Origin of the sequence: Allobosea sp. 117, assembly GCF_000702305.1 — a bacterium.
Classification (GTDB): domain Bacteria; phylum Pseudomonadota; class Alphaproteobacteria; order Rhizobiales; family Xanthobacteraceae; genus Ancylobacter.
This window is the reverse complement of sequence record NZ_JNLC01000013.1, coordinates 319,179-343,620: the sequence shown is the minus strand read 5'-3', so window position 1 is coordinate 343,620 and position 24,442 is coordinate 319,179. Positions and strand designations below refer to the sequence as shown.

The 24,442-nt window shown below is 68.9% G+C and carries 35 protein-coding genes; 8 read left to right on the top strand and 27 right to left on the bottom strand.

The features are described from left to right. Nucleotides 1-9: 9 nt before the first annotated feature. The 8 genes from U742_RS0112860 to U742_RS23720 form a co-directional block, all read right to left on the bottom strand. Nucleotides 10-546 (bottom strand): gluconate 2-dehydrogenase subunit 3 family protein, encoded by a 537-nt coding sequence (locus tag U742_RS0112860; RefSeq protein ID WP_029353603.1) that lies wholly within the window; start codon nt 544-546, stop codon nt 10-12. A 38-nt stretch (nt 547-584) separates the two neighbouring features. Then, on the bottom strand, nt 585-980 hold the full coding sequence (locus U742_RS0112855; protein WP_029353602.1) for a VOC family protein: 396 nt from the start codon (nt 978-980) through the stop codon (nt 585-587). A 119-nt stretch (nt 981-1,099) separates the two neighbouring features. After that, entirely contained in the window at nt 1,100-1,435 is a 336-nt protein-coding gene (locus U742_RS0112850) for a ribbon-helix-helix domain-containing protein (protein ID WP_029353600.1), read from the bottom strand. A gap of 81 nt (nt 1,436-1,516) precedes the next feature. Next, entirely contained in the window at nt 1,517-1,906 is a 390-nt protein-coding gene (locus tag U742_RS0112845; protein WP_029353599.1) for a RidA family protein, read from the bottom strand. Between the two features lie 14 nt (nt 1,907-1,920). Further along, entirely contained in the window at nt 1,921-2,526 is a 606-nt protein-coding gene (leuD, locus tag U742_RS0112840; RefSeq protein ID WP_029353597.1) for a 3-isopropylmalate dehydratase small subunit, read from the bottom strand. A gap of 140 nt (nt 2,527-2,666) precedes the next feature. Continuing rightward, a complete protein-coding gene (locus U742_RS0112835) occupies nt 2,667-3,203 on the bottom strand; it encodes a cytochrome b (protein WP_051661135.1) in 537 nt (178 codons plus the stop codon). Between the two features lie 65 nt (nt 3,204-3,268). Then, nucleotides 3,269-3,622, bottom strand: coding sequence for a metallopeptidase family protein (locus tag U742_RS0112830; protein WP_081852991.1), 354 nt, complete (start codon nt 3,620-3,622; stop codon nt 3,269-3,271). Between the two features lie 98 nt (nt 3,623-3,720). Beyond that, nucleotides 3,721-3,855: a hypothetical protein gene (locus tag U742_RS23720; protein ID WP_282568323.1), complete on the bottom strand. Its 135-nt coding sequence runs from the start codon at nt 3,853-3,855 to the stop codon at nt 3,721-3,723. Nucleotides 3,856-4,113: 258 nt separating this feature from the next. On the opposite strand from U742_RS23720, the gene U742_RS22050 reads away from it, so the two are divergent. Both U742_RS22050 and U742_RS0112810 read left to right on the top strand, forming a co-directional pair. Beyond that, entirely contained in the window at nt 4,114-4,533 is a 420-nt protein-coding gene (locus U742_RS22050) for a hypothetical protein (protein ID WP_051661131.1), read from the top strand. Nucleotides 4,534-4,752: 219 nt separating this feature from the next. Then, a complete protein-coding gene (locus U742_RS0112810; RefSeq protein WP_029353591.1) occupies nt 4,753-4,998 on the top strand; it encodes a hypothetical protein in 246 nt (81 codons plus the stop codon). Between the two features lie 64 nt (nt 4,999-5,062). Here the strand turns inward: U742_RS0112810 and leuC are convergent, their stop codons facing one another. Continuing rightward, nucleotides 5,063-6,484, bottom strand: coding sequence for a 3-isopropylmalate dehydratase large subunit (leuC, locus tag U742_RS0112805; protein ID WP_029353586.1), 1,422 nt, complete (start codon nt 6,482-6,484; stop codon nt 5,063-5,065). A 78-nt stretch (nt 6,485-6,562) separates the two neighbouring features. Further along, nucleotides 6,563-6,694, bottom strand: a complete 132-nt coding sequence (locus tag U742_RS23715; protein ID WP_282568322.1) for a hypothetical protein — start codon at nt 6,692-6,694, stop codon at nt 6,563-6,565. Nucleotides 6,695-6,963: 269 nt separating this feature from the next. Between U742_RS23715 and U742_RS0112795 the strand changes: the two genes are divergently transcribed. Next, nucleotides 6,964-7,212 carry a hypothetical protein gene (locus U742_RS0112795; RefSeq protein WP_248310350.1) on the top strand — a complete coding sequence of 83 codons (249 nt, stop codon included), beginning with the start codon at nt 6,964-6,966 and terminating at the stop codon, nt 7,210-7,212. Nucleotides 7,213-7,330: 118 nt separating this feature from the next. On the opposite strand, the gene rplS is transcribed toward U742_RS0112795, so the two are convergent. The 5 genes from rplS to ffh all read right to left on the bottom strand — a co-directional run bounded on the left by rplS (nt 7,331) and on the right by ffh (nt 11,406). Next, nucleotides 7,331-7,726 carry a 50S ribosomal protein L19 gene (rplS, locus tag U742_RS0112790; protein WP_029353582.1) on the bottom strand — a complete coding sequence of 132 codons (396 nt, stop codon included), beginning with the start codon at nt 7,724-7,726 and terminating at the stop codon, nt 7,331-7,333. Between the two features lie 102 nt (nt 7,727-7,828). Next, nucleotides 7,829-8,548 carry a tRNA (guanosine(37)-N1)-methyltransferase TrmD gene (gene trmD, locus U742_RS0112785; RefSeq protein ID WP_029353580.1) on the bottom strand — a complete coding sequence of 240 codons (720 nt, stop codon included), beginning with the start codon at nt 8,546-8,548 and terminating at the stop codon, nt 7,829-7,831. A gap of 5 nt (nt 8,549-8,553) precedes the next feature. Continuing rightward, entirely contained in the window at nt 8,554-9,096 is a 543-nt protein-coding gene (gene rimM / locus U742_RS0112780) for a ribosome maturation factor RimM (RefSeq protein ID WP_029353578.1), read from the bottom strand. A 216-nt stretch (nt 9,097-9,312) separates the two neighbouring features. Beyond that, nucleotides 9,313-9,672, bottom strand: a complete 360-nt coding sequence (gene rpsP / locus U742_RS0112775) for a 30S ribosomal protein S16 (RefSeq protein WP_029353577.1) — start codon at nt 9,670-9,672, stop codon at nt 9,313-9,315. Nucleotides 9,673-9,855: 183 nt separating this feature from the next. Next, complete coding sequence (gene ffh / locus U742_RS0112770; RefSeq protein ID WP_029353574.1) at nt 9,856-11,406, bottom strand: signal recognition particle protein; 1,551 nt, start codon at nt 11,404-11,406, stop codon at nt 9,856-9,858. Between the two features lie 319 nt (nt 11,407-11,725). Here ffh and U742_RS0112765 point away from each other — a divergent pair, with 319 nt between their 5' ends. Further along, nucleotides 11,726-13,210: a pyruvate kinase gene (locus U742_RS0112765; protein ID WP_029353572.1), complete on the top strand. Its 1,485-nt coding sequence runs from the start codon at nt 11,726-11,728 to the stop codon at nt 13,208-13,210. 45 nt (nt 13,211-13,255) lie between these two features. Here U742_RS0112765 and U742_RS0112760 read toward each other — a convergent pair whose 3' ends face one another. The 3 genes from U742_RS0112760 to U742_RS0112750 all read right to left on the bottom strand — a co-directional run bounded on the left by U742_RS0112760 (nt 13,256) and on the right by U742_RS0112750 (nt 15,105). Beyond that, complete coding sequence (locus U742_RS0112760; RefSeq protein ID WP_029353570.1) at nt 13,256-14,005, bottom strand: SDR family NAD(P)-dependent oxidoreductase; 750 nt, start codon at nt 14,003-14,005, stop codon at nt 13,256-13,258. Nucleotides 14,006-14,126: 121 nt separating this feature from the next. Continuing rightward, nucleotides 14,127-14,492 (bottom strand): ArsR/SmtB family transcription factor, encoded by a 366-nt coding sequence (locus U742_RS0112755; protein ID WP_248310349.1) that lies wholly within the window; start codon nt 14,490-14,492, stop codon nt 14,127-14,129. Between the two features lie 10 nt (nt 14,493-14,502). Continuing rightward, complete coding sequence (locus U742_RS0112750) at nt 14,503-15,105, bottom strand: GNAT family N-acetyltransferase (RefSeq protein WP_029353568.1); 603 nt, start codon at nt 15,103-15,105, stop codon at nt 14,503-14,505. A gap of 277 nt (nt 15,106-15,382) precedes the next feature. On the opposite strand from U742_RS0112750, the gene U742_RS0112745 reads away from it, so the two are divergent. Genes U742_RS0112745 through U742_RS0112735 form a run of 3 tightly spaced genes read left to right on the top strand, consistent with a single transcriptional unit; the run spans nt 15,383 to nt 16,916 of the window. After that, nucleotides 15,383-16,117: a heme ABC transporter permease gene (locus U742_RS0112745; RefSeq protein WP_029353565.1), complete on the top strand. Its 735-nt coding sequence runs from the start codon at nt 15,383-15,385 to the stop codon at nt 16,115-16,117. Nucleotides 16,118-16,125: 8 nt separating this feature from the next. Further along, nucleotides 16,126-16,296 (top strand): heme exporter protein CcmD, encoded by a 171-nt coding sequence (gene ccmD, locus U742_RS0112740; RefSeq protein ID WP_029353563.1) that lies wholly within the window; start codon nt 16,126-16,128, stop codon nt 16,294-16,296. After that, nucleotides 16,293-16,916, top strand: a complete 624-nt coding sequence (locus tag U742_RS0112735; RefSeq protein WP_029353562.1) for a DsbE family thiol:disulfide interchange protein — start codon at nt 16,293-16,295, stop codon at nt 16,914-16,916. The genes ccmD and U742_RS0112735 overlap by 4 nt, the downstream gene beginning before the upstream one ends. A gap of 25 nt (nt 16,917-16,941) precedes the next feature. Here U742_RS0112735 and U742_RS0112730 read toward each other — a convergent pair whose 3' ends face one another. The 5 genes from U742_RS0112730 to U742_RS0112710 form a co-directional block, all read right to left on the bottom strand. Beyond that, the gene (locus U742_RS0112730) at nt 16,942-17,361 is read right to left on the bottom strand and encodes an Ivy family c-type lysozyme inhibitor (RefSeq protein ID WP_197028250.1); all 420 of its coding nucleotides are present in this window, start codon (nt 17,359-17,361) and stop codon (nt 16,942-16,944) included. Between the two features lie 23 nt (nt 17,362-17,384). Continuing rightward, on the bottom strand, nt 17,385-17,852 hold the full coding sequence (locus U742_RS0112725; protein WP_029353558.1) for a DUF1178 family protein: 468 nt from the start codon (nt 17,850-17,852) through the stop codon (nt 17,385-17,387). After that, complete coding sequence (locus tag U742_RS0112720; RefSeq protein ID WP_051661129.1) at nt 17,849-18,769, bottom strand: carbon-nitrogen hydrolase family protein; 921 nt, start codon at nt 18,767-18,769, stop codon at nt 17,849-17,851. The genes U742_RS0112725 and U742_RS0112720 overlap by 4 nt, the downstream gene beginning before the upstream one ends. A 34-nt stretch (nt 18,770-18,803) precedes the next feature. After that, nucleotides 18,804-19,067: a glutaredoxin 3 gene (gene grxC / locus U742_RS0112715; RefSeq protein WP_029353554.1), complete on the bottom strand. Its 264-nt coding sequence runs from the start codon at nt 19,065-19,067 to the stop codon at nt 18,804-18,806. Nucleotides 19,068-19,128: 61 nt separating this feature from the next. Continuing rightward, nucleotides 19,129-19,950 carry a ComF family protein gene (locus tag U742_RS0112710; RefSeq protein WP_029353553.1) on the bottom strand — a complete coding sequence of 274 codons (822 nt, stop codon included), beginning with the start codon at nt 19,948-19,950 and terminating at the stop codon, nt 19,129-19,131. Nucleotides 19,951-20,050: 100 nt separating this feature from the next. Here U742_RS0112710 and U742_RS0112705 point away from each other — a divergent pair, with 100 nt between their 5' ends. Beyond that, on the top strand, nt 20,051-20,965 hold the full coding sequence (locus tag U742_RS0112705; protein WP_038361393.1) for a methyltransferase domain-containing protein: 915 nt from the start codon (nt 20,051-20,053) through the stop codon (nt 20,963-20,965). 6 nt (nt 20,966-20,971) lie between these two features. Here U742_RS0112705 and U742_RS22925 read toward each other — a convergent pair whose 3' ends face one another. The 4 genes from U742_RS22925 to U742_RS0112685 form a co-directional block, all read right to left on the bottom strand. Continuing rightward, a complete protein-coding gene (locus U742_RS22925) occupies nt 20,972-21,187 on the bottom strand; it encodes a Flp family type IVb pilin (RefSeq protein ID WP_081852979.1) in 216 nt (71 codons plus the stop codon). Between the two features lie 33 nt (nt 21,188-21,220). After that, nucleotides 21,221-21,625, bottom strand: a complete 405-nt coding sequence (gene mutT / locus U742_RS0112695; RefSeq protein WP_029353550.1) for an 8-oxo-dGTP diphosphatase MutT — start codon at nt 21,623-21,625, stop codon at nt 21,221-21,223. A gap of 82 nt (nt 21,626-21,707) precedes the next feature. After that, nucleotides 21,708-22,961, bottom strand: a complete 1,254-nt coding sequence (argJ, locus tag U742_RS0112690) for a bifunctional glutamate N-acetyltransferase/amino-acid acetyltransferase ArgJ (RefSeq protein ID WP_029353548.1) — start codon at nt 22,959-22,961, stop codon at nt 21,708-21,710. A 148-nt stretch (nt 22,962-23,109) separates the two neighbouring features. Further along, entirely contained in the window at nt 23,110-24,102 is a 993-nt protein-coding gene (locus U742_RS0112685; protein WP_029353546.1) for a peptidylprolyl isomerase, read from the bottom strand. Nucleotides 24,103-24,442: the final 340 nt, after the last annotated feature.

Sequence of the window (24,442 nt, the reverse complement as noted above, 5' to 3'; positions counted from 1 at the left end):
CGTCCTCCCTCAGAGCCAACTGATGTCGTTGAAGCCGCGGTCGATGTAGCCGCCCTTGTCGGCGGAGGCGCCCTCATAGCCGAAGATCGGCCACACCTCCTCCTGGTTGTAGAGGCTCACCACCAGCCCGCCGCGCACCTTCTGGAAGAAGGCGCTGTCCTCGATCTGGCGCAGCAGGGCGACGCGCTGCTCCTCCCAGCCGACATCGGCATAGGCGACGCCGTATTTGCCCTTGGCCATGGTATCGAGGGTGGCGACGCCGTCGGTGACCAGCGCCTTGATCGCGGGATCCTTGCCGGCGCCGACCTCGTAGACCTTCATCGCGATGGCGTAGTTGCGATCGGGGATGCGGTCGTGCGGATAGATGTCGCGTGCCAGCACGATCAGCGTGCGCATGGTCTCGGGGCTGAGATTGGTGGCTTCGAGGCCCCAGGCCTCGCGCGGGTTCAGAACCGCCGCGCCGGCGATCATCAGCGCTCCGGCCGAGCCTATGCCGGCGAGCAGCGCGCGGCGGGACGGGCCGCGCGCGTCGATCAGGGTGGTCATCGTTTCCTCCTAGGTATTATTATGTATTGTTTAGGTGATTACTTGTAGCGGCCGTGCTTCTGCAGCACCTCGATCTTGTATCCGTCGGGATCGGTGACGAAGAAGAACTTCGCGAGTAGCGCACCTTCGCGGAAGAACTCCTTCACGGGGTTGGGATTGAGGCCAAGTGACGTGAAGCGCGCATGCTCGGCATCGAGATCATCCACGGCGAAGGCGATGTGGCCGTAGCCGTCGCCGAGCGCATAAGGCTCCGTGCGGCCGTGATTGATGGTCAGCTCGACCTCGAAATCGGCCTCGTCGTTGCGCAGATAGACCAGTGTGAAACCGTCGAATCCGAAGCGGTCGGCGATCTTCAGCCCGAACGCCTTGTCGTAGAACTCGACGGACCGCGCCTCGTCGAGCACGCGGATCATGGAATGAATGGCCTTGGCCAACCGGCACCTCCTTCGGCGAACCCTTCGCCGTCATGCGAGGATGCTAGGCCGATGCGGGGCCGGTTGGTGGTAGACCGCTAGCACATGGAAGCCGGATGCCGCCCGGACGAAGCCTCGCCCTATTCGGCCGCCTGCATGTGCAGCACATGCTCCGCGCAGGCCCGGCGCGCGGCGATCCGCGGCTCGGTCTTCCCGCGCACCTCGCCGAGATAGATCAGGCAGGAGCAGCGCAGCAGCGAGGCGAAATTGCCGACCTCGCCATGCAGGTCCAGCACCTCGTCATGCAGCTTGGTGATGAACTTGCCGAGACTCATGCCCTGATGCGCCGCGACCTCCTCGAGGATGGTCCAGAACGCCGCCTCCAGCCGAATCGAGGTGGAATGGCCGCCGATGCGCACGGAGCGCGTCTGGCTTTCATAGGTCTCGGGTGCTTGACCCGCAAAGATGTGGCACATGGGCGTCTCCCGGAACGTCCGAATTATTATTTCGAACGATTCCACTCCGGCGGACGCCACATGTAAAGCCGGAAAAAGAGATCACAGGCGCCGGCGCGCGGTCACCTCGATCTCGATCTTCATCTCCGGCTTGAGCAGCCCGGCGACGATCAGCGTCGCCGCCGGCCGCACCGCATGGAAATAGGAGCCGAAAATCGGGAACACGGCGTCGGCGTACTCGGCATCGGTGATGATGTAGTTCACCCGCACCACGTCGGCGAGCGAGGCGCCCGCCTCGGCGAGCACCGCCGAGATGTTGCGGAAGCAGCCATGCGCCTGCTCCTCGACGCTCGAAGGCATCGTCATGGCGGCATAGTCATAGCCGGTGGTGCCGGAGACAAAGATGAAGTCCCCGTCCACCACCGCGCGCGAATAGCCGGCCACCGTCTCGAAGGGCGAGCCGGAGGAAATGAGCCGCCGTGCACCGGACATGTCGGGCGAACCTCTCAGGCCCAGGGCCGCTCGGCGGCGAGCATGTCCTCGAAGGCGTCGATCTTCTCCGCCTTCACCTGGGTGAGGCCGATGTCGTCGAGCCCGTTCAGCAGGCAGTGCTTGCGGAACGGATCGATCTCGAAGGTGATCGAGCCGCCGTCCGGGCCGGTGATGGTCTGGCTTTCGAGGTCCACCGTGAGGCGCGCATTGGCGCCGCGCTCGGCGTCGTCGAACAGCGCGGCGAGCTGCTCGGGCGTCACCTTGATCGGCAGGATGCCGTTCTTGAAGCAGTTATTGTAGAAAATGTCGGCGAAGGACGTGGAGATCACGCAGCGTATGCCGAAGTCGAGCAGCGCCCAGGGCGCATGCTCCCGGCTCGACCCGCAGCCGAAATTGTCGCCGGCGACGAGGATGTTGGCGCCTTTGTAGGACGGCTTGTTGAGGACGAAATCCGGATTGTCCGAGCCGTCCTCGCGGTAGCGCAGCTCCGAGAACAGGCCCTTGCCGAGCCCGGTGCGCTTGATCGTCTTGAGATACTGCTTCGGGATGATCATGTCGGTATCGACATTGACGAGATGCAGCGGCGCGGCGACGCCGGTCAAGGTCGTGAACTTGTCCATCATGATCTCCTTCGCAGCGGCGGCGGCCGAGGTTCCCCGCCGGCCCGGTCTCGGATGCCTTTTAGCCGGAAGCGGGCGGCGCATAAAGACCGCCGCGCAGACCAGGCCCGCCTGCGATGTAGGCAAACACGCGCCGCCGTTCAACGCTCCGGCATCATACGCCGCAACACCTCGTCGTGACGCACATAATGGTGCCACAGCGCGGCCAGCGCATGTAGGCCGGCGACCACGAGGATGAGGTTGGCCAGAAGCTCATGCACCTCCTGCACCGACGGCACCGCCGCGCGATTGGGCGCGAGCGGTGCCGGCAGGGTGAACAGGCCGAAGAAGCTGAGCGGCATGTCGCGCAGCGCGGCGAGTGCGATCCCGCTCAGCGGAATGGCGATGAGCAGGACATAGAGCGCGAAGTGGGTGGCGTGCGCGGCCCAGTGCCCGAGGGACGAGGTTCCCGCGACATCCTCGGGCGCCCCCGATCCGACGCGCACCGCGACGCGGACGAAGACCAGGGCGAGGAGCAGCAGCCCGAACGACATATGCAGCCACCAGACCGTGTCGCGTCCCGGATCCCCGCGCTCGAAAAGACCCTCGGCATAGGTCAGCCCATACACCAGCACGACGAGCAGAAAGATGAACCAGTGCAGGAACTTCTGCGTGGCACTGTAGCGGATCGACGGCATCGCAAACCTCCATTTTGGAAGAAGTCTAATGTTTGCGCGCCAATACCGCCTATCGGGGCGGATACCTACCCGGCCTCCGCCTCCAGCCGTTCCATGTCGTCGTCGGAAAGCCCGAAATGGTGCCCGATCTCGTGGATCAGCACATGGGTGACGATGCGTCCCAGCGTCTCGTCGTGCTCGGCCCAGTAGTCGAGGATCGGACGCCGGTAGAGGTGGATCATGTTGGGCATGGCGAAGGGCGCGCTCTCATAATGCTGTGCCAGCCCGACGCCCTGGAACAGGCCGAGAAGGTCGAACGCCGTCTCCGCCTCCATCTCGTCCATCACCTCGTCGGTCGGGAAGTCCTCGACGCGGATGACGAGATTGCCGCACAGCGCGCGGAAGCGCTGCGGGAGACGCGCATAGGCGATCTCCGCCATCACCTCGAAGGCGGCGAGCGATGGCGCCTTCAGCCGCCGCAGCGCGCGGATGTCGTCGCCGATCGGACCATCGGAAGCCACGTCGCTCGCGCTCCGCCTCAACGCAGATAGGTGGTGAACAGATGGTAGGCGAGCACGAGGCAGGCAACCACGGCAAGCGCGCGGCCGATGCGCCGGCCCCAGACCTCGATCGGGTCGTCGTCAGGTGGAAACTCGTTCGGCGCCAGCGGCATAGTGCGTCCTCGCGGGCACTCTAGCGGCCCTAGCCCGCGCTGTGAACGCCGGGTGAACGGCGGCGTCAAGCCGCGTTCAGCCGAAACGGCCTAACATTACTCGGCGTCTGCCTTTTTGCCGGCGTCAGCTCCGACGCCGTTGCGGGATCGGGCAGCCGCGCCGATCCGGAACACGACATGGATCAACGACGTTGTTCCGGCTGCGTGCCTTGCTTCGGTGAAACTGCCGGGGGGCGGCTCGTTCAGGAGTGCGTGACCATGAAGTCTCTTCTCAGCCTTGGTGCGGCCGCCGCCCTGCTGGCGGTGAGCGCGGTGGTCCCGGTGACGGCGCAGGCCGCCCCCGCAGGCCCTATGATGATGCAGCCCGCGGTCGCAGCCGCAGGCGGTAGTCAGGTCGACAACGTCTATTGGCGCGGACGCTGGGGCTACTACGGCTATCGCGGCGGCTATTGGGGCCCGCGCTATCGCTACGGCTACTGGGGCCCGCGCTATCGCGGCTGGTACGGTCCGGGATGGGCCGGCGCCGGGTTCGTGGCCGGCGCGACCGTCGGCGCTCTCGCTGCCAGGCCCTATTACTACGCGCCCGGCCCCTACTACGCCGGCAATTGCGGCTATGTGTCGGTCCGGCGCTGGGTGAACGGCCATCGCGTCTGGGTGCAGCGCTATCGCTGCTGGTGATCTGCCGGCAGGCGAACGGGCGAAGCGCCCGGCCCCGCGCCGGACGCTTCGCCCCACGTCGTGGCAGGCCGCCATACATCCGTATGATTAGAGCGCCCGCTCCCCGGCAGCGGATCGCGCGAGGCGTCTCAACGGCAGCCATACATCCGTATGAATGCCGCGCCCGCCGGCCGGCACCACCTCCGATGCATCGGAATGTCCAGATGCTAGGAGGCAGACATGCTCATCCCGAACGGCAGCTTTTCCCGCCTGGCCACGCCCCTGAAGGCCGGAACCCTGGCTCTTGCCCTTGTCGCCGCCTCGGTCGGCGCCGCCTCGGCGGGCCCGAGCGGCGGCAGCGGCGGAGGCCGCTCCGGCGGTCATGGCGGCTTCGACAACCCCTACCCCACCTCCTGCACGCAGCAGGTGGTTCGTGAGGGAACGCCCGGCCATTATCACTACGTCACGCGCAGCGTGTGTTCGTGACAGGCATTGAAAAAGGCCGGCATCCTCGCGATGCCGGCCTTGTTCGTTGTCGGGTTGCCTCGGCTCAGCTCGCGCGCGGCCACTGGCGGATGTCGACGAAGCGGCCGGCAATCGCCGCAGCCGCCGCCATCGCCGGCGAGACGAGGTGGGTGCGGCCCTTATAGCCCTGCCGGCCCTCGAAATTGCGGTTCGAGGTGGAGGCGCAGCGCTCCTCCGGGCCGAGCTTATCGGCATTCATGGCGAGGCACATGGAACAGCCCGGCTCGCGCCAGTCGAAGCCGGCGGCCTTGAAGATCGCGTCCAGCCCCTCAGCTTCCGCCTGAAGCTTCACCAGCCCCGAGCCCGGCACGACCATGCCGGAGACGCCCTCGCGCACCTTGTGGCCGGCAATGATCTTCGCCGCCGCCCGCAGATCCTCGATGCGGGCATTGGTGCAGGAGCCGATGAACACCTTGTCGATGGCGATGTCGGTGATCTTCGTGCCGGCGGTCAGGCCCATATAGGCGAGCGCGCGCTTCTTCGCCTCGCGCTTGGCCTCGTCCGCGATCAGCTCCGGATCGGGCACCATCCCCTCGACGGAGATGACGTCCTCCGGGCTGGTGCCCCAGGAGACGATCGGCGGCAGGGAGGCGCCATCGAGCCGGATTTCCTTGTCGAAGAAGGCGCCCTCGTCGGTGTGCAGCGTGTCCCAGTAGCGCAGCGCCGCATCCCAGGCGGCGCCTTTCGGCGCGCGCGGACGGTCCTTCACATAGGCGTAGGTGGTCGCGTCGGGCGCGACCATGCCGGCGCGCGCGCCGCCCTCGATGGACATGTTGCAGACCGTCATGCGGCCTTCCATCGTCAGGTTGCGGAACACCTCGCCGGCATATTCGATGACGTAGCCGGTGCCGCCGGCGGTGCCGGTGGTGCCGATGATGGCGAGTGTCACGTCCTTCGCGGTCACGCCTTCGGGCAGCTTCCCGTCGACAGTGACGCGCATGTTCTTGCTCTTCTTCTGGATCAGCGTCTGGGTGGCGAGCACATGCTCGACCTCCGAGGTGCCGATGCCATGGGCGAGCGCGCCGAAGGCGCCATGCGTCGAGGTGTGGCTGTCGCCGCACACGATGGTGGTACCCGGCAGGGTGAAGCCCTGCTCCGGGCCGATCACGTGGACGATGCCCTGACGCTTGTCGAGCTCGTTGAAATATTCGATGCCGAAGTCGCGGGCGTTCTCGGCCAGCGTCTCGACCTGGGTGCGGCTCTCGGGATCGTCGATGCCGAAGCGCCGGTCGGAGGTCGGCACGTTGTGATCGACCACGGCCAGCGTCTTGGTCGGCGCATGCACCTTGCGGCCGGCGACGCGCAGCCCCTCGAAGGCCTGCGGCGAGGTAACCTCATGGACGAGGTGGCGGTCGATATAGAGCAGGCAGGTGCCGTCGGGCTGGCGCTCGACGACGTGGTCGTCGAAAATCTTGTCGTACAGGGTGCGGGGAGCGGACGTGCTCATGTCAGGCGTCTCACCAGGAAAAATGCGGAAAAGGTGAAGCAGTAGCGCAGCCGGGAGGCGAACGGCCCCGGGCGGCGCTCAGCTAAGGCCCGCGACCGCGCAGGCGGTGAAACGGCCGAAGAACCGCGCCGGCAGGCGCACATGGTCCGGCACGGCGGCAAAGCCGATGGTCGTCGGCAGGCGACGGCGCGCTTCCGGCCGCGCCGTCACGCCCGGGCTTCCGCTGAACGGAATATGCCGTGTGGAGTGCCTGATCATGGAATGCTTCTAGCAAGTCCCGGCCGGCGAAACAATCTGCCGCACCGCGCCGCGCGCCGGAGCGGCGGGTGCTGCGAGCATCGGCCCGCGCGAACCGGCGGACGACGCAGTTGTAATAAAGTATTCCAGCATATCACACCCGGAATAACGTAGCAGAAATAACATATGGCGAAGCACAAACCGCTTCGCTAGAGTTGATCCGGCATCCAGCCGGAGAAGCCATGATGCGCCTAGCCGATCTTGCTCTCATCATCGCCGCCGCCGGGGCGCTGGTCATGGCGATCGAGGAGCGCAACCGCGTCGACATTCACGCGGAGCCGGCCGTCGAGACCGAAACATCGACGCTGATCACCTGCCCGCTGCGCAAGCCGGAATTCGCCACCGTGATGCAGGCCGCCTTCGTCGGCGACGGCACGCTGCTGGTCGAGCAGCAGACCCGCACCAGGGTGCGGCACATCAAGGACTGCTGACCCCTCGAAAAGGAAATGGCCGGGGAGAGCCCCGGCCAACCTCTCGAAAACGAAAATGGCCGGGAAAGACCCCGGCCATATGTTTCGCCCTGCGGCGGTGCTGCCTGTCGGCGACGCCTCACTCGGCGGCGACGGGCGCCTTCGGGGTGGTCTTTTCCTGGCGCTCGGCGATACGGGCCGACTTACCGCGACGGTCGCGCAGGTAATAGAGCTTAGCGCGGCGCACCTTGCCGCGGCGCACGACCTTCAGGCTGTCGATGTTCGGCGAGTAGAGCGGGAACACGCGCTCGACGCCCTCGCCGTAGGAGATCTTGCGGACGGTGAAGTTCTCGTTGATACCGCCGCCGGAGCGGGCGATCACGACGCCTTCATAGGCCTGAACGCGGGTGCGCTCGCCTTCCTTCACCTTCACATTGACGATGACGGTGTCGCCCGGCTGGAAATCCGGGATCGCCTTGGCGGCGGAGAGTTTCTCGATCTGCTCGGAGTCGAGCTGCGCAATGATATCGACCATGTGATCACCTCTGGCGAACGCCACCGCATGCGGCCGTCCGCATCTTGCTGTTTTCAGTTGGAACAGTGATGGCGCGCCCTATACGCCAACTCGCCCCGCTTGTCATTCCTTTTCCGTCGCGGAACTGTCATGCGCGGCGCGATAGGCCGCCCAGAGGTCCGGCCGGCGCTCGCGCGTTGCGACTTCCGCCTGCGCATGCCGCCACGCGGCGACCCTGGCGTGGTCGCCGGAGGTCAGCACGTCGGGTATGCCGAGCCCTTCGAAATGCTGCGGGCGCGTATATTGCGGATATTCCAGAAGCCCGGCCGAGAAGCTCTCCTCGGTGCCGGATTCGGGATGCCCCATCACGCCGGGCAGCAGCCGCACGCAGGCGTCGATCAGCACCAGCGCGCCGATCTCCCCGCCCGAGAGCACGACATCGGCGACCGAGACTTCCGTGAGGCCGCGCGCTGCAACGAGACGCTCGTCGACGCCCTCGAAGCGCCCGCACACCACCACCACCCCCTCGCCGGCCGCGAGCTCGCGCACCAGGGCCTGGGTCAGCGGGCGCCCGCGCGGCGTCATGAGGAGGCGCGGGCGGGAATCGCCAGGGGGCGCCGCCGCGTCCACGGCACGGGCCAGCACGTCGACCCGCATCACCATGCCCGGCCCGCCGCCGGCCGGCGTGTCGTCGACCGAACGGTGGCGGTCGGTGGCGTGATCGCGCGGATCGACCGTCTCGATGCCCCATTGGCCGGCGCCGAGCGCGCGCCCGGCGAGCGACACGCCGAGCGGGCCGGGAAACATCTCGGGGAAGATGGTGACGACGGAAGCGCGCCACATGGCGGTCAGCCCTTGTCCGCCTCGGGCGGCGCCGTCTCATCGCGCGCCCATTCGCCGGGATCGACGACGAGGCGCCCGCCCTTCATGTCCACCACCGGCACCACCGCCTTGGTGAAGGGCAGCATCAATGTCTTGCCGCCGCCCGCCGGCGCGATCTCGAGGATGTCGCCGGCGCCGAAATCATGCACCGCGACGACCGTGCCGAAGGCCTCGCCTTCGGCCGTCTGCGCGGCGAGGCCGATCAGGTCGGCCTGGTAGAACTCGTCCTCGTCCTCCGGTGGCGGCAGCAGGTCGCGCGCGACGTGGAGGCCGACATTGGTCAGTGCCTCGGCCGCCTCGCGCGTGTCGACGCCCTTGAGCCGGGCGACGAAATGCTCCTTGGCCGGCCGCAGCGCGGTCAGCTCGAAGCGGCGCTTGCCGGTCTCGTCGGTCAGCGGCCCGTACGCGACGAGAGCTGACGGATCACCGGCGAACACGAACAGCCGCACCTCGCCCCGCACACCATGCGGCGCGCCGATGCGGGCGATGAGGATGCGGTCGGTCGGCATGCGTCGCTCCGGATGTGGGCGAACGTTATCGAGGCCCATCCTTCGAGGCTCGGGCTATGCCCGAGCGCCTCAGGATGACGTTCCTCCCAGAGCCACGTCCTCCTGAGGTGCGAGCGAAGCGAGCCTCGAAGGATGCGGGTACGTCAGGCAGCCCGTCCAACTCGCCCCTCCCTTGGTAAGGGAGAGGTCGAGAGTTCAGCGGGATGCGCCCAGCTCTCACTCGGTCGGAGCGGCGGCGGCTTCGGCGGCCTTGGCGGCAGCGGCGGCGCGCTCCTGCGCCTTCTTGCCGGGCACGGCCTTCTCGGGGTTGTTGCGCGGGGCGCGCTTGGCGACGTCGAGGCTGTCGAGGAAGCGGGCGACGCGGTCGGTCGGCTGGGCACCCTTGGCGAGCCAGGCCTTGGCCTTCTCGACGTCGAGCACGAAGCGGTCGGCGGCGTCCTTCGGCTTCAGCGGATCGAAGGTGCCGATCTTCTCGATGAAGCGGCCATCGCGCGGCGAGCGCGAGTCGGCGACGACGATGCGGTAATAGGGACGCTTCTTGGCGCCGCCGCGGGCGAGACGGATCTTCAGGGACATTGGTCTTTCCTTTCAGTCGTTCAGTTCGTTCGTCGGTTTCTAAAGCGTCATCCCGGACGCAGAGAGCGGAGCGAACGGAGATCCGGGATCGCTGGCCGCCCGAGAGCGGGGAACGATCCCGGATCGCCGCCTGCGGCGCCGTCCGGGATGACGGTTAAAGGCTTGGGGTCGGCACGTCTGTCTTCACTTCTTCTTCGGCGGGAAGCCCGGCAGGCCCGGAAACCCGCCCGGCTTGGAGCCGAGGCCCGGAAGCCCGCCCGGCAGACCGGGCAGATTGCCGGGGAACTTTGGGGGCAGCCCGCCGGGCATGCCGCCCGGAAGCCCGCCGCCCGGCATCTTCTCGGCCAGCTTGGCGATGTCCTCGGGCTTGGGCATGCCGGCAGAGCCGAGGCCGAACATGTTGGCGAGACCGGCCATCGGGCCGCGCTTGCCGGCCGGGCCGCCCATCAGCTTCATCATGTCCGCCATCTGGCGATGCATCTTCATCAGCCGGTTGACGTCCTCGACCTTGGTGCCGGAGCCGGCGGCGATGCGCTTCCTCCGCGAGGCGTCGAGCAGCTTGGGATTGCGCCGCTCCTTCTTCGTCATCGAATCGATGACCGCCTTCTGGCGCTTGATCATCCGGTCGTCGACGCCGGCATTGGCCATCTGGTTCTTCATCTTGCCGACGCCGGGCAGCATGCCCATCAGCCCGCCGAGGCCGCCGAGCTTCTCCATCTGGTCGAGCTGCATGCGCAGGTCGTCGAGATCGAAATTGCCCTTGCGCATCCGCTCGGCGGCGGCCATCGCCTTCTCGGCGTCGATGCTCTCGGCCGCCTTCTCGACGAGGGCGACCACGTCGCCCATGCCGAGGATGCGTCCCGCCACGCGGCGGGGGTCGAAATCCTCCAGCGCGTCCATCTTCTCGCCGGTGCCGAGCAGCTTGATCGGCTTGCCGGTGATGGCGCGCATGGACAGCGCGGCGCCGCCGCGCCCGTCGCCGTCGGCGCGGGTCAGCACGATGCCGGTGAGGCCGACGCGCTCGTCGAAGGCCTTGGCCGTGTTCACCGCATCCTGGCCGGTGAGGCTGTCGGCGACGAGGATCACCTCGTGCGGACGCGCCACCTGCTTCACCTCGGCGACCTCGGCCATCAGCGCCTCGTCGAGGGTGACGCGGCCGGCGGTGTCGAGCATCACCACGTCGAAGCCGCCCAGCCGGGCCGCCTCCATGGCGCGGCGGGCGATCTGCACTGCGCTCTGGCCGGCGACGATCGGCAGCGTCTCGACGCCGACCTGCTTGCCGAGGGTGGCGAGCTGCTCCATCGCCGCCGGGCGGCGGGTGTCGAGCGAGGCCATCAGCACCTTGCGGTTGCCCCGCTCGGTGAGGCGCTTGGCGATCTTCGCGGTGGAGGTGGTCTTGCCCGAGCCCTGCAGACCGACCATCAGCACCGGCACCGGCGGGGCGGCCTCCAGATCGATCGGCTTGGCGTCCGAGCCGAGCATGGCGATGAGTTCGTCATGGACGATCTTCACCACCATCTGGCCGGGCGTGACCGACTTGATCACCTCGGCGCCGACCGCGCGAGCACGCACCCGGTCGATGAAGGAGCGCACCACGTCGAGCGCGACGTCCGCCTCGATCAGCGCCCGGCGCACCTCGCGCATGGCCTCGTTCACGTCGGCCTCGGAGAGGGCGCCGCGCTTCTTCAGCCGGTCGAGTATGCCGCCAAGGCGGTCGCTCAATGAATCGAACATGCCGTTCGCCTGGTTCCGTTGCCACGATCATTCGCGCAAAGCCGAAAGCGCCCGAGGGCGCATCGCGCTGTCGGGCGTGGACCTCCGGTCTCCGGGACCGGGCGGCGGGACGGCTCGCGGAACGTGCGAGGATCGCGGGTTCCTATCGGGCCGATGTGGCGAAGTCAAGGAAAGCCGCCGGAAACGCGGCTCCTGACCTCCCTCAAGGACATGCCAGCGCCGACCGTTCATGGTCACAGCGGCGTTACGGTCCCGTCTTACCGTGCGCCGGACCCGGGCGGTGAACCAGCCGGGGCGCTCCTTGCGACCGGAGGATAGCATGAACAGCCCGCAGCAGGCCCTCGCTTTCGAGGGCGCCGACGCGCTGATGGACGAATTGGTGGCGCTGCGGATCGCGGTCGCCGAAGCTGCCGAGCCGCTCATCCACGCCTATGAGAACGCGGCGGCGACGAGCGATCCCATGCTGGTCAACCTCGCGCATTACCTCGCCCTGCGCCACCACGACCTGCGCCCGCTGCAGCGCCGGTTGATGCAACGCGGGCTTTCCTCGCTCGGCCGGCTGGAGAGCCGGGTGATGCCGACGCTGGACGCCACCATCGCGGCGCTCGCGGCACTCACCGGCCGCCCCTCGCCCTTCCCGGTGCCGGACGAGACGGCCTTCTTCGCCGGCGAGCAGGCGCTCGCCCACGCCGCGGAGGAGCTGTTCGGCCCGGCGCCGGCGAACCGTCCGTGCCGCATCATGGTCACGCTGCCCTCCGAGGCCGCGCAGGACGCCGCCTTCGTCCACGACCTCGCCCGGCGCGGCATGGACGTCGCGCGCATCAACTGCGCGCATGACGACGCGGCCGCCTGGACCGCGATGGCCGCGCATGTGCGCGAGGCGGGAGCCGCGGTCGGCCGGCGCATTCCCGTGCTGATGGACATTGCCGGCCCGAAGATCCGCACCGAGGCGGTGAAGCCGGCCAAGCACGGCCGCGTGCAGGCGGGCGATGCGATCCGCCTCGTCGCCAATGGCGAGCCCCGCATCGACGAGACGGCCACCTTCTCCGCCGCCGTCTCGCTGCCGGAGATGGTCACTCGCCTCGCGGTCGGCGACCGCGTGCGCTACGACGACGGCAAGCTGGAGGCCGTGGTCGAGAGCGTCGCCGAGGGCGAGGCGGTGATCCGCGTGACCCTCACCAAGTCCGGCGGCACCCGGCTGAAGTCGGAAAAGGGCGTGAACCTGCCGGACACCGCGCTCGGCCTCTCCCCGCTCACCACCAAGGACGAGGCCGACCTCGCGACCGTGTTCAGCCATGCCGACATGCTCGGCTATTCCTTTGTCAGCCGGCCGGAGGACCTCGATCTGCTCGATGCGGCGCTCGCCCGTTTCGGCGACCGCATCCGCCCCATCGGCCTCGTCGCCAAGATCGAGCGGCCCGACGCGGTGAAGAACCTGCCGGGCCTCATCGCGCGGGCGCATGGCCGCTGGCCGTTCAGCGTCATGATCGCGCGCGGCGACCTCGCCGCCGAGATCGGCTTCGAGCGGATGGCGGAGATGCAGGAGGAGTTGCTGTGGCTCTGCGAGGCCGCGGCGGTGCCGGCGATCTGGGCGACGCAGGTTCTCGAGGACCTCGTGAAGGACGGCGTCCCCTCGCGCGGCGAGATGACTGACGCCGCCATGTCGGCGCGCGCCGAATGCGTGATGCTGAACAAGGGACCGGCGGTCGGCCAGGCGGTCGAGCTGCTCGACCACCTGCTCGGGCGCATGGCCGGTCACATGACCAAGAAGACGCCGACGCTGCGTGCGCTCAAGTCCTGGTAACGGCGCGCGGCGACGGACGGCGGCACGACGCCGCCGTCCCCCAGCTCACTGCAGTCCGCCGGAAACGAAGATGGTCTGGCCGGTGACCCAGCCCGCTTCCGACGAGGCGAGGAAGACGGCGACCGGCGCGATGTCCTGCGGCTGGCCCATGCGGCCGAGCGGCGTCTGCGCCACCATCTCCTTTTCGAGATCGCTGCCGACCACCCCGATCGTGTGGGTGCCTTCGGTCTCGACGCCGCCGGGCGCGATGTTGTTCACCCGGATCTTCTTCGGCCCGAGTTCGTTGGCGAGCGTCTTGGTGATCGAGGCCACGGCCGCCTTGGTCGCGGTGTAGACGCTGGTCTGCGGCCACGCCACCTCGGTGGCGACCGAGCCGATGTTGATGATGCTGCCGCCCTTCTCGCCGAAATGCTTCACCGCCTCGCGGGTGGCGAAGAGAAGGCCGAGCACATTGACGTCGAAGTGCCAGCGAAAGTCCTCCTCGGAGAACTGCTCGATCGGCGCGAAGCGGTAGACGCCGGCATTGTTGACGAGCACGTCAACCGAGCCGAAGGCCGCCTTCGCCTCCGCGAACAGCCGCTCCACCTCGGCCTCCTTGGCCACGTTCGCCTGCACCGCGATCGCCTTGCCGCCGGCCGCCTCGATCTCCTTCACGATCTTCTCCGCACCGTCGCGCGCGGAGGAATAGTTCACCACCACCGCCGCGCCGGCCTCCGCCAGTGCCTTGGCGATGCCGGCGCCGATACCCTTGGAGGCGCCGGTCACCACCGCTACCTTGCCCGCGAGCTTTGTCATGCGAATTCTCCTGCCTCGTTTCGATGATTAGATGATCATCTAATCGATGAGCGATAGTTAGACGCTCATCGAAACGATACAAGAGGCGCATCGCACGAAATTGGCGACCCGAAACGGGCGCTCAGATTCTCGACAGGCGGTCGAGATAGGCGGAGAGCACGTCGCGCCTGAGCACGAGGCGCGCGAACTTGCCCTCGCGCAGGATCTCGATGAGCCCCGCGTTCTCCAGTTCCTTGACGTGATGGGAGATGGTGGCCGCCGACACGCCATGCGTCTCGTGCAGGCAGCCGCACGGCATGGCCCCGGAACGCTCGCCGATCTGCTTGAGGATCTCGTAGCGGCGCGGCTCGGCGAGCGCGCGGGCGATCAGCGCGAACTGGCGGTCGGTCAGGGTGGGCGTGTCGGGGGCGGGATCGGCGACGGACATGTCCGTCATATTGGTCGAGACCGGCGTCCTGGCAATATGACGCTGGCCTTCATCCGTCATGTGGCAAGCTTCACGCCGCCAGCTTGAGCTCCGAGGCGAAGCGCTTCTCCATGCCCATGCCGACGAAGACGAGGCCCCCCTCCAGCGCGCCGAACACGGCGCCATGGCGGCGCCAGCCGCGCTCGGCGAAGAAGCCCTCGCCGCTGAGCGTCGCCGCGAGCCGGGCGCGGGCGAAGCCCTGCTGCCGCAGATCAGCGTCGATCCGCTCGAGGATCGCCGAGCCGATGCCATGGCGGATGAACAGCGGGTGCACGAAGACGCCGTGCAGATGCGGCACGTCGGGATCGTCGTCGATTTCCGGCAGGTTGATCTCGCGCGAACGCGTGCCGCCCACCATGAAGCTCGGGCGCCGCAGGGACCAGCCGCCGCAGGCCACCGCCTCGCCCTCGATCTCGGCAATGAAGAAAGTGCCGTCCGCCACCAGCTCGGCATCGAAGGCGCCGATATGGGGAATGAGCGCGTCGATCACCTCCGCGCCATGCGCCCGCCGGGCGAAGCCGCGTAGCGCCGCCGCCTGCAGCCGCGCGATGTCCTTGAGATCGGGGGCGTTGGCGCGCCGGATACGCAGGCCGGCGAGGGCGAGAGTCGGGCTCTGGGCGTGAGCGTGGATCATGGTCGGTCTCCGTCGTGCGGAGGCTCCCCGCGCGGGGCACCCTCTGGTTTCGGGCAGCACGCCTCGTCGAGGAAGCGCGAATCGTGGTGGCACGCTAGGCAACGCCCCACAAATCCCGCCTGAACGTGGCATTCACCGGGCGTTCATCCGGCAGCCTCACGTCGGTCCTTCACGCCTCCGTGCTGGCGCTCATGTCGCAGCTCCCCGCCATCACATCCGCGTTGTGCCGTACGACCCCTCTGTTGCCCGTATCGGGCCGGACGATTAGAACCGCGCCATGGCGCTGATGGACCTTGCCAACCCCACCCGCTTCCTCGCCCTCGCCGGGCGGGTGCTGCCGTGGCTTGCGCTGGCGAGCGCCGTCCTGCTCGCGATCGGCTTCTGGCTCGCCTTCCAGGCGCCGGCCGACTACCAGCAGGGCGAGACGGTGCGCATCATGTACATCCATGTGCCCTTCGCCTGGCTCGCCATGCTCGGCTACAGCCTGCTCGCCCTCTCGGCGCTCGGCATTCTGGTCTGGCGCCATCCGCTGGCGGATGTCTCGCACAAGGCACTCGCGCCCATAGGCGCCGTGTTCGCCTTCCTCTGCCTCGTCACCGGCTCGCTGTGGGGCCGGCCGATGTGGGGCACCTACTGGGTGTGGGACGCGCGCCTGACCTCGATGCTGGTGCTGCTGCTGCTCTATCTCGGGCTCATCGCCCTGCGCTCGGCGATCGAGGACCCGAACCAGGCCGGTCGCGCCGCCGCCGTGCTGACGCTGGTCGGCTTCGTGAACGTGCCGATCGTGAAGTTCTCGGTCGACTGGTGGAACACGCTGCACCAGCCCGCCTCGGTGTTCCGCATGGATGGCCCGACCATCCATCCGAGCCTGCTCTGGCCGCTGCTGCTCACCGCCGCGGGTTTTACCGGCCTGATGCTGACGCTGCATCTCGCCGCCATGCGCAACGAGATCCTGCGCCGTCGCCTGCGCAACCTCGAAGCCCGCGCCGCCGCCGAAGCGGCCTATGCGTGAGGGTCGCCATGGGTGAGCACGCCTCCTTCATCATCGCCGCCTACGCCGTCTCGGCAGCGGTGCTCGGCGCCCTCGCGCTGTGGATCGCGCTCGATGGACGCGCCGTGCGGGCCGGCCTCGCCGAAATGGAGGCGCGCGGCGTGCGCCGCCGCTCGGCCGGCGACGGGACGGCGCCGTGACCGGGACCGGCACCAGCACGCCCTCCGAAACGCCGGTCCGGCGCCGGCGCATCCTCGTCCTGCTGCCGCTCGTCGCCTTCCTGGCACTGGCGGGCCTGTTCTATGGCCGGCTGTTCTCGGGCGATCCCTCGCGCCTGCCCTCGGCGCTGATCGGCCGGCCGGCGCCGGCGCTGGACCTTCCGCCGCTCGAAGGGCTGACGCGCGATGGCGCCGCCGTGCCGGGGCTGAGCTCGGCCGCCCTGAAGGGCGAGGTGACGGTGCTGAACGTCTTCGCCTCCTGGTGCGTGCCGTGCCGCGACGAGCACCCCTATCTCGTCGAGCTGTCGAAGATGGGGGGCTTCCGCCTCGTCGGCCTCAACTACAAGGACGACGCCGAGAACGCCCGCCGCTTCCTCGGCCGCTTCGGCAATCCCTATGCCGCGGTCGGCGTCGACGCGGGCGGCCGCGCGGCGATCGAATGGGGTGTCTATGGCGTGCCGGAGACCTTCGTCGTCGGCCGGGACGGGCGCATCGCCTACAAATATGTCGGCCCGATCGATGCCGAGGGGCTGAAGACGCGCCTGCTGCCGGAGATCGAGAAGGCCAAGGCCGCACCCTCGCCCACGACGCCGTCCTCTTGAGGCGGGGCGGCGCGCCGCGCGCCGCCTAGTGCAACGCCGAGAGCAGGGCCCGCCGCATGCGGTCCCCCGGCGCGCCGAGCAGTTGCGTGCCTGCCGGGCTGCGGAAGGCGGCCGCGGCGTGATGGCCGCCCGACTCGAAGATCACGGTGATCTCGTTGGTGGCGCAGGCGGTCGGCTTGCACAGGAAATAGACATCGAACCGTGCCCCGTCGACGGTGACCGTCCGGGTCGGCTCCCAGACGCCGCGCGCGCTCCTCAGCCAGCGCTCGTTCTTCAGTACCGGCGCGACGAGCTTGTGCCAGGTGGTGCGGTAGGGCTCGCGGGCGACCAGCTCGTAGAGCAGCGGCTTGTCATGAGCGGGCGAGGGATCCTGAGCGCGGGCAGGCACCGCCAGCGCGAAAAGAGCGAGAGCGACGACACCGGCACACAGGTCAGGGCGGGCCATCATACCCTTCCCACCGCGACGCCTCAGTTCCGCTCGTCCGGCAGCGACGGCAGGGGATGCACCTCGATCTCGTCCTCGACCAGCGCGCGCACCTCGTCGGGGCTCGCCTCGCCATAGATCGAGCGCTTCTCCACATCGCCCTCGTGCATCTGGCGGGCGAGGCTGGCGAACTCGTCGCCGACATAGTCGGCATTCGCCTCCACATGCTGGCGCACCGCCTTGAGCATCTCGCGCAGCGCCTGCTCCTTCTCGGACATCAGCGCCACCTTGGCGGGAGCGGCCTCCTCGGCGGGAGCGGCCGGCGCCGGCTCCTCCGCCTTGCGGGTGCCGCGCCCGAGGGCCGGCGCCATGATCGCCTTCTCCACCTCCGGCGAGCCGCAGAGCGGGCAGGTCACCAGCTTCTGCTTGCGCTGCGCGTCATAGGCCGAGGAGTCGCGGAACCAGCTCTCGAACTCATGATCGGCGGCGCAGCGGAGCTGATAAAGGATCATGCCGCATCCCCTTGCGAGGCGGCCAGATGCAGCCGGCCGTGCTCGCCCGGCGGCAAGAGCTCGAAGCGCCGGCCATGGTCGAGCGCGGGAATGCGCGCGCGCACCGCCGCCACCTTCTGCGGATCGATCTCGGCATGGATGACCCCGGGCTCGGTGCCGCCTTCGGCGAGCACGGTGCCCCAGGGATCGATGATGAGGCTGTGGCCGAAGGTCTCGCGGCCGTTCTCGTGGCGCCCGCCCTGCGCCGCCGCGAGCACGAAGGAGCCGGTCTCGATCGCCCGCGCCCGCAACAATATGTGCCAGTGCGCCTCGCCGGTGGACTTGGTGAAGGCGGCCGGCACGGCGATCATGCCAGCGCCGCTCTCGGCCAATGCGCGGAACAGCGCGGGAAAGCGCAGGTCGTAGCAGATGGTGAAGCCGAGCCGGATCTCCGGCAGGTCCGCCAGCACCGCGAGCTCGCCGGGCCGGTAGGCAGTGGATTCGCGATAGACGTCGCCATTCGGCAGGTCGACGTCGAACATGTGGATCTTGTCGTAGCGCGCCGCGATCGTGCCGTCCGGCGCGATGAGATAGGAGCGGTTGGCGGCCCGGTGCTCGCTCGCCTTCACCGCCAGCGAGCCGATATGCAGGTGCACCTTCAGCTCCGCCGCCAGCGCGCGGAAGGCGGCCAGCGCAGGGTCGTGCTCCTCCTCGTGCAGCAGCTTGAACAGCGCCTGCCGGTTCTCCTCCATCGTGCCGGTCATCTCCGGCGTCTGGATGTAGGTCGCGCCCTCGCCCGCCGCCTGGCGGATCAGCGCGGAGGCCGCCGCCACATTCGCCTCGACGCTTCTGGCCGTGCACATCTGCACCAGCGCCGCGCGGAACGGCTTGCCAAGGCGGTCCTTGCGAGCCGGGGCGGGAGCGTCGGATGCGGTCATCAATAGTCTCCGTCGAACAGCGGGGCGCTCGATATCAGCCGGCGAGCAACGGGTCGAGCTCGCCGGCCTCGTCGAGCGCGTAGAGATCGTCGCAGCCACCGACATGGTTGCCGCGGATGAACACCTGCGGGACGCTGGTGCGCCCGTTGGCGCGCCGCGCCATGGCGGCCCGCCCCTCCGCATCGCCGGTCACGTCGACCTCCCGGAAGCTGACGTCCTTGCGGTCCAGCAGGTCCTTCGCCGCGTGGCAATAGGGGCAGTAGCGGGTCGTGTAGATCACGACGTCGGACGAGCTCACGTCAGACACATTCGCTTGGGACGGGTTCACTTGGGGCATATTCGTCTGCCTCCGGATGGCGCTAGCTCAATGATATGGGCGCCGACCGCCCATCAACAACCCGTGCGAACACCAGGACGTCGACGCCAGCGGCGCCGGCGCGCAGCAGCGCCTTGCAGCAGGCGTCCATGGTGGCGCCGGTGGTGAGCACGTCGTCGACGAGGACGATGCGGCGTCCGGCCAGCTCGGCGCGCATCGCCTCCGGCACGGCGAAGGCGCCGGCGACGTTATTCGCGCGCGCCGACCGGTCGAGGCCGAACTGTGGAGCCGTAGGGCGCCGGCGCTCCAGCCATTCGGGCCGGAAGGCGACGCTGCTCTCGCGGGCGATGCCGAGCGCCAGCGCCGCCGACTGGTTGAAGCGCCGCCGCCACAGCCGCAGCCGATGCAGCGGCACCGGCACCAGCGCGTCCGCGCCGGCGAGCAGCTCGGCGCCGGCGCGCGACATCATGCGGGCGAGCAGCCGGGCGGTCTCGGTGCGGTCGTTGTATTTCAGTCCGTGCACCAGATCGCGGCCGATGCCGCCATAGAGAACCGCCGCCCGCGCCCGGTCATAGGCGGGCGGATCGGCAAGCGCCTCGGCCGAGAGCCTCGCCCCGCCGGGATCGAACGCAAAGGGGATGCCGAGCCGCTCGCAATAGGGTCGCTCGATGAAGTCGAGGCCGCTCCAACACGCCCCGCACAGGCAGCCGGGCTCCGCCACCGCCGTCCGGCAGCCGGCGCAGACCGGCGGCAGCACCAGATCGACCGCCGCCCGGCCGAGACCGCGCAGCGCAGCCGGCACGCCTCGTCCGACGCGCGCGGCGAGGGACGGCGAAGAGGACGGCGTGACGACATCGTCGAGCATGAGCGATCCTATCACGGCCGACCCGCTTTGACCCGCGCCCCGATGCGGCCTATGGCTCGCGCGAGCGCCACGCGCCCGCGTCGTCCAGGGAGACTGCCGCTTGTCCGCGCCAGACGGTTCCGGCCCGTTCGAGATCTTCGATGCCCGCGCCCTCGCCGCCGCCCGCCGCCGCGCGCTGCGGCTCGGCCCGGAGACCTTCCTGCTCGATCGCGTGGCGGAAGACCTCGCCGACCGGCTGACGGCGGTGAAGCGGGAATTCGCCCGCGCCGCCGACCTCGGCACGCCCGCCGACGCGCTGCGCCGCGCGCTCGCCGGCAGCCCGATGGTCGGCCGGCTGGACGTCTTCGGTCCCGCCGAGCGCGCCGATGTCGACGTCGTCACCGATCCGGAAGCGCTGCCCATCGCGCCGGCCTCGCTCGACCTCGTCGTGTCGGCGCTCGCCTTCCAGACGGTGAACGACCTGCCCGGCCTGCTCGCGCAGCTTCGCCGCACGCTCCGCCCGGACGGGCTGCTGCTCGCCGCCCTGTTCGGCAGCGGCACGCTGGGCGAGCTGAGGGAGGCCTTCGCCATCGCCGAGAGCGACACGCTCGGCGGCATCTCGCCCCGCGTCGCGCCCTTCGCGGACCTGCGCGACCTCGGCGGGCTGCTGCAGCGCGCCGGCCTCGCTCTGCCGGTCACCGACGTCGACCGCGTCACCGTGCGCTATGGCGACATCTTCGCGCTGTTCGCCGATCTGCGCCGCATGGGCGCGACCAACCCGCTCGCCGCCCGCCGGCGCGAGCCGCTGCGGCGGGGGACGCTGGCGCGCCTCGTCGAGGTCTATGGGGAACGCTTCGCGGACCCGGACGGGCGGCTGCGCGCCACCTTCGAGGTCGTCTTCATATCCGGCTGGGCGCCGCATGAGAGCCAGCAGACGCCGTTGCGGCCGGGATCCGCGCGAAAGCGCCTCGCCGATGCCCTCGGCACCAAGGAGCTGCCTTTGCCGCTAAGCGACCGGGCGGAGCGCGACGAGTAGATTCCGTCAGTTCGGGCTGGCCGAGGCCACCGCCTCGCTGATCCGCGTGTAATAGGTGGTGAGAACCTCGTCGCCCAGTGTGTAGACGGTGGCGGCGATGGCGGCGCCGATGCTGCTCGCGACCAGCGCATATTCGATGGCGGTCGCCGCGCCCTGATCGCGCCAGAAGCCGCCCAGCACCGCCGCGGCGTCGTGCCTTCGTATCCGCCTGTACCCGGTCATCACGCGCCCCGCTGCGCCGGGACGCCCCGGCGCCTATGAACCGATGATGTCGACGAGCATCGGAATGAGCGGCTCGTCGGCCGGCGGCATCGGATAGTCGCGCAGCTTCTGCGGACGCACCCACGCCAGACGCTGGCCCTCGCGACCCTGCGCCAGCCCTTCCCATCTCCGGCAGATCCACAGCGGCATCAATAGCTGGAAGTCCGGATAGGTGTGGCTGGCGAAGGTGAGCGGAGCGAGGCAGGCTTCCTTGACCTGGATACCCAGCTCCTCGGCCAGCTCGCGGATCAGCGTCTCCTCCGGCCGTTCGCCAGGCTCGACCTTGCCGCCCGGGAATTCCCAGAGTCCGGCGAGTGCCTTGCCGGCCGGCCGCTCCGAGATGAGGACACGGCCATCGGCATCGACCAGCGCACAGGCGGCGACAAGCACGAGCTTCACGAACAACTCCCTGACCGTAGCGGGGAACCTCTTAACGCGGCGCTGACGCGATCGCCGAAAAACCGCTGTTTCCAGCGCTTTTTCACGAGCGGTAGTCGCCGTTGATGGCGACATATTCCTTGGTCAGGTCGCAGGTCATCACCCGGTCGCTCCCGCGACCGAGCCCGAGGTCGACGCCGATGTCGATCACCTGCCCCTTCATGTAGGCCGACACCTCGGCCTCGTCATAGCCGGGATCGCGCGCGCCCTCGGTCGCCACCCGGATGCCGCCGAAGGAGATGGTGATCAAATCGCGGTCGGCCGGCTCGCCGGCCTTGCCGACCGCCATGACGACACGCCCCCAATTGGCGTCCTCGCCGGCGACCGCCGTCTTCACCAGCGGCGAATTGGCGATCGACATGGCGACGCGACGCGCCGAGCGCTTGGAGACTGCGCCGGTGACGGCGATGCGCACCAGCTTGCGGGCACCCTCCCCGTCCCGCGCCACCTGCTCGGCGAGGTCGGCCAGCACGCGCTGCAGCGCCTTGCGGAAACCGGCAAGGCGGCGGTCGGCGGCATCGGCGATGCGCGGGGCGCCGCGCTTCGCCGCCGCGCCGGTGGCGAACAGCATCAGCGTGTCGGAGGTCGAGGTGTCGCCGTCGATGGTCACCGCGTTGAAGCTGTCGGTGACGCCCTTCGACAGCAGCGCCTGCAGCGCCGGCGCCTCGATCGCCGCATCGGTGAAGACGAAGGAGAGCATGGTCGCCATGTCGGGGGCGATCATGCCGGCGCCCTTGGCGATGCCGGCGATGGTGACGCTCACACCATCGATCGTGGCGGTCGCGGTGGCGAGCTTGGGGAAGGTGTCGGTGGTCATGATCGCGCGGGCCGGGTCGATCCACGGCAGCGGCGCGAGGCGCTTCGCCGTCTCGTCCAGCACGCCGCGATATTTGTTGGCGTCGAGCGGTTCGCCGATCACCCCGGTGGAGGCGAGGAAGATTTCGCTTTCCTTGCAGCCGAGCGCCTTGGCGGCGAGTTCGGCGGTCAGCTTGGTCGCTTCGCGACCCTTCGCCCCGGTGAAGGCGTTGGCATTGCCAGAATTGACCACCAGCCCGCGCGCCACGCCGCCGGAGAGCTGCTCGCGGCACCACTCGACCGGCGCCGAAGGGCATTTGGAGCGCGTGAACACGCCGGCGACGCTCGTGCCCGCGTCGAGCGCCAGCAGCAGCACGTCGGTGCGCCCCTTGTAGCGGATGCCGGCCTCGGCGGTGGCGAAGCGCACCCCCTCGACCGGACCGACCTCCGGCGTGGTCTTGGGCGCGAGCGGCGAGACGGCAGGGGCTTTGGCAGCGGACATGTGGCTCTCGGAGGATGCGGCGGACGAGACGGGCGCGAAGCGGTGTGCCCGATGCGGATGACGCACGCAAGACGGCAAAAACAGCGACGGCCGGGAAGACCCGGCCATCGTCATCACTACGGCAATATGGATCGCCCTAGCTATCGCCTCACGGCGTCTTCGGGGCGTCGGCCGGCGCGGCGGGCTGCTGACCGCCGGGAACAAGGTCGCTCGGCTTCGGCGCCGCGTCGGTCTTCACCACCTTGGCCGCGTCGCGGGTCTTCTGCACCACATCGGCCTGCGCCTTCTGGGCGAGGAACTGCTCGATCTGCGGCTTGACCTGCTCGAAGGTCGGCACCGGCTTCTCGCGCTTCTCCTCGACCTTGATCACGTGCCAGCCGAACTGCGTCTTCACCGGATCGGACACCTCGCCCGGCTTCAGCTTGAAGGCGACGGTGGCGAATTCCGGCACCATCTGGTCCTCGGCGAAGAAGCCGAGATCGCCGCCGTTCTCCTTGCCGGAGGGGTCCTCGGTGAGCTGCTTGGCGAGGGTGGCGAAATCCTCGCCCTTCTTGACCTTGGCCGCGACGTCCTTGGCTTTCGCCTCGGCCTCGGCGGAGGCCTTCTCGTCCTTCGGGTCTGCGCGGAACAGGATGTGGCGCGCATGCACCTCCTCTTCCGGCTTCTGCTGCTTCACCGCTTCCTCATAGGTCTTCTTCAGAGCCTCGTCGGAAACCGCGGCCTTAGTCGCCTGCGTCAGCGCGGCCTGCATCAGAAGGCGCTTCTTGGCGAAGGCGATCTGCTGGGCGAATTCCGGGGTCTGGTCGAGCTTCTGCGCCTCGCCGGCCTGGGCGAGCGCGGTCAGGTCGATCAGGAAGCCGAGCATGTATTCCTCGCGCGCCGGGCCGACGAGCTGCGGAGGCAGGTTGGCGCCAAGCTCATCCTCGACGATCTTGAGGTCGCTGCGGCGCAGCTCGACGCCGTTCACCGTGGCGAGCACCGGATCATCCGTCGAAGCCGTGGCGGCGGCCGGCGCGGTCTGTGCGAAAGCGACATGGGCGACCGGAACGACGCCGGCGGCACCGATGAGAAGCGCGGCGGCGCCGGCGAGAAGCCGGCCGGCGCGATGGGCGCGCACGGGACGCGGACGATGAGACATCATGGAACCATTCCTTGGGTGTTTGCGGTTGTCCGCTGTTCGGCGGCGAAAGCTGGCCGAGTTCGGCACGGGTTGCAAGCGGCGGGGCTGCGGCCCCCTTGTGTCGACCGGAAGCTGCACTGTGATTGACAACCCCCAAACCCGTTCATAAGTGTGGCACGCCGCGCGGCGCCTCCCCGGCGCTCGCCTTTATGTGACCCGGCGGTACGTGCCGCAGCCCGTCGAAACCCGCCGACCGACCCATTTCGGCCGCAAAGGGCGTCTCGATCGGATGAGGCGGGCGCAGCATCGCCAAAGGGCCCGGCGGCCCGTCACCGCCTGGCCTGATCTCTGCCCTGGCGGG

Coding starts and splice junctions, on each gene's coding strand:
- U742_RS0112860 (WP_029353603.1), bottom strand. CDS start 546: ATGACCACCCTGATCGACGCGCGCGGCCCGTCCCGCCGCGCGCTGCTC.
- U742_RS0112850 (WP_029353600.1), bottom strand. CDS start 1,435: ATGTGCCACATCTTTGCGGGTCAAGCACCCGAGACCTATGAAAGCCAG.
- U742_RS0112845 (WP_029353599.1), bottom strand. CDS start 1,906: ATGTCCGGTGCACGGCGGCTCATTTCCTCCGGCTCGCCCTTCGAGACG.
- leuD (WP_029353597.1), bottom strand. CDS start 2,526: ATGGACAAGTTCACGACCTTGACCGGCGTCGCCGCGCCGCTGCATCTC.
- U742_RS0112835 (WP_051661135.1), bottom strand. CDS start 3,203: ATGCCGTCGATCCGCTACAGTGCCACGCAGAAGTTCCTGCACTGGTTC.
- U742_RS0112830 (WP_081852991.1), bottom strand. CDS start 3,622: ATGGCGGAGATCGCCTATGCGCGTCTCCCGCAGCGCTTCCGCGCGCTG.
- U742_RS23720 (WP_282568323.1), bottom strand. CDS start 3,855: ATGCCGCTGGCGCCGAACGAGTTTCCACCTGACGACGACCCGATCGAG.
- U742_RS22050 (WP_051661131.1), top strand. CDS start 4,114: ATGAAGTCTCTTCTCAGCCTTGGTGCGGCCGCCGCCCTGCTGGCGGTG.
- U742_RS0112810 (WP_029353591.1), top strand. CDS start 4,753: ATGCTCATCCCGAACGGCAGCTTTTCCCGCCTGGCCACGCCCCTGAAG.
- leuC (WP_029353586.1), bottom strand. CDS start 6,484: ATGAGCACGTCCGCTCCCCGCACCCTGTACGACAAGATTTTCGACGAC.
- U742_RS0112795 (WP_248310350.1), top strand. CDS start 6,964: ATGATGCGCCTAGCCGATCTTGCTCTCATCATCGCCGCCGCCGGGGCG.
- rplS (WP_029353582.1), bottom strand. CDS start 7,726: ATGGTCGATATCATTGCGCAGCTCGACTCCGAGCAGATCGAGAAACTC.
- trmD (WP_029353580.1), bottom strand. CDS start 8,548: ATGTGGCGCGCTTCCGTCGTCACCATCTTCCCCGAGATGTTTCCCGGC.
- rimM (WP_029353578.1), bottom strand. CDS start 9,096: ATGCCGACCGACCGCATCCTCATCGCCCGCATCGGCGCGCCGCATGGT.
- rpsP (WP_029353577.1), bottom strand. CDS start 9,672: ATGTCCCTGAAGATCCGTCTCGCCCGCGGCGGCGCCAAGAAGCGTCCC.
- ffh (WP_029353574.1), bottom strand. CDS start 11,406: ATGTTCGATTCATTGAGCGACCGCCTTGGCGGCATACTCGACCGGCTG.
- U742_RS0112765 (WP_029353572.1), top strand. CDS start 11,726: ATGAACAGCCCGCAGCAGGCCCTCGCTTTCGAGGGCGCCGACGCGCTG.
- U742_RS0112760 (WP_029353570.1), bottom strand. CDS start 14,005: ATGACAAAGCTCGCGGGCAAGGTAGCGGTGGTGACCGGCGCCTCCAAG.
- U742_RS0112755 (WP_248310349.1), bottom strand. CDS start 14,492: ATGACGGATGAAGGCCAGCGTCATATTGCCAGGACGCCGGTCTCGACC.
- U742_RS0112750 (WP_029353568.1), bottom strand. CDS start 15,105: ATGATCCACGCTCACGCCCAGAGCCCGACTCTCGCCCTCGCCGGCCTG.
- U742_RS0112745 (WP_029353565.1), top strand. CDS start 15,383: ATGGCGCTGATGGACCTTGCCAACCCCACCCGCTTCCTCGCCCTCGCC.
- ccmD (WP_029353563.1), top strand. CDS start 16,126: ATGGGTGAGCACGCCTCCTTCATCATCGCCGCCTACGCCGTCTCGGCA.
- U742_RS0112730 (WP_197028250.1), bottom strand. CDS start 17,361: ATGGCCCGCCCTGACCTGTGTGCCGGTGTCGTCGCTCTCGCTCTTTTC.
- U742_RS0112725 (WP_029353558.1), bottom strand. CDS start 17,852: ATGATCCTTTATCAGCTCCGCTGCGCCGCCGATCATGAGTTCGAGAGC.
- U742_RS0112720 (WP_051661129.1), bottom strand. CDS start 18,769: ATGACCGCATCCGACGCTCCCGCCCCGGCTCGCAAGGACCGCCTTGGC.
- U742_RS0112710 (WP_029353553.1), bottom strand. CDS start 19,950: ATGCTCGACGATGTCGTCACGCCGTCCTCTTCGCCGTCCCTCGCCGCG.
- U742_RS22925 (WP_081852979.1), bottom strand. CDS start 21,187: ATGACCGGGTACAGGCGGATACGAAGGCACGACGCCGCGGCGGTGCTG.
- argJ (WP_029353548.1), bottom strand. CDS start 22,961: ATGTCCGCTGCCAAAGCCCCTGCCGTCTCGCCGCTCGCGCCCAAGACC.
- U742_RS0112685 (WP_029353546.1), bottom strand. CDS start 24,102: ATGATGTCTCATCGTCCGCGTCCCGTGCGCGCCCATCGCGCCGGCCGG.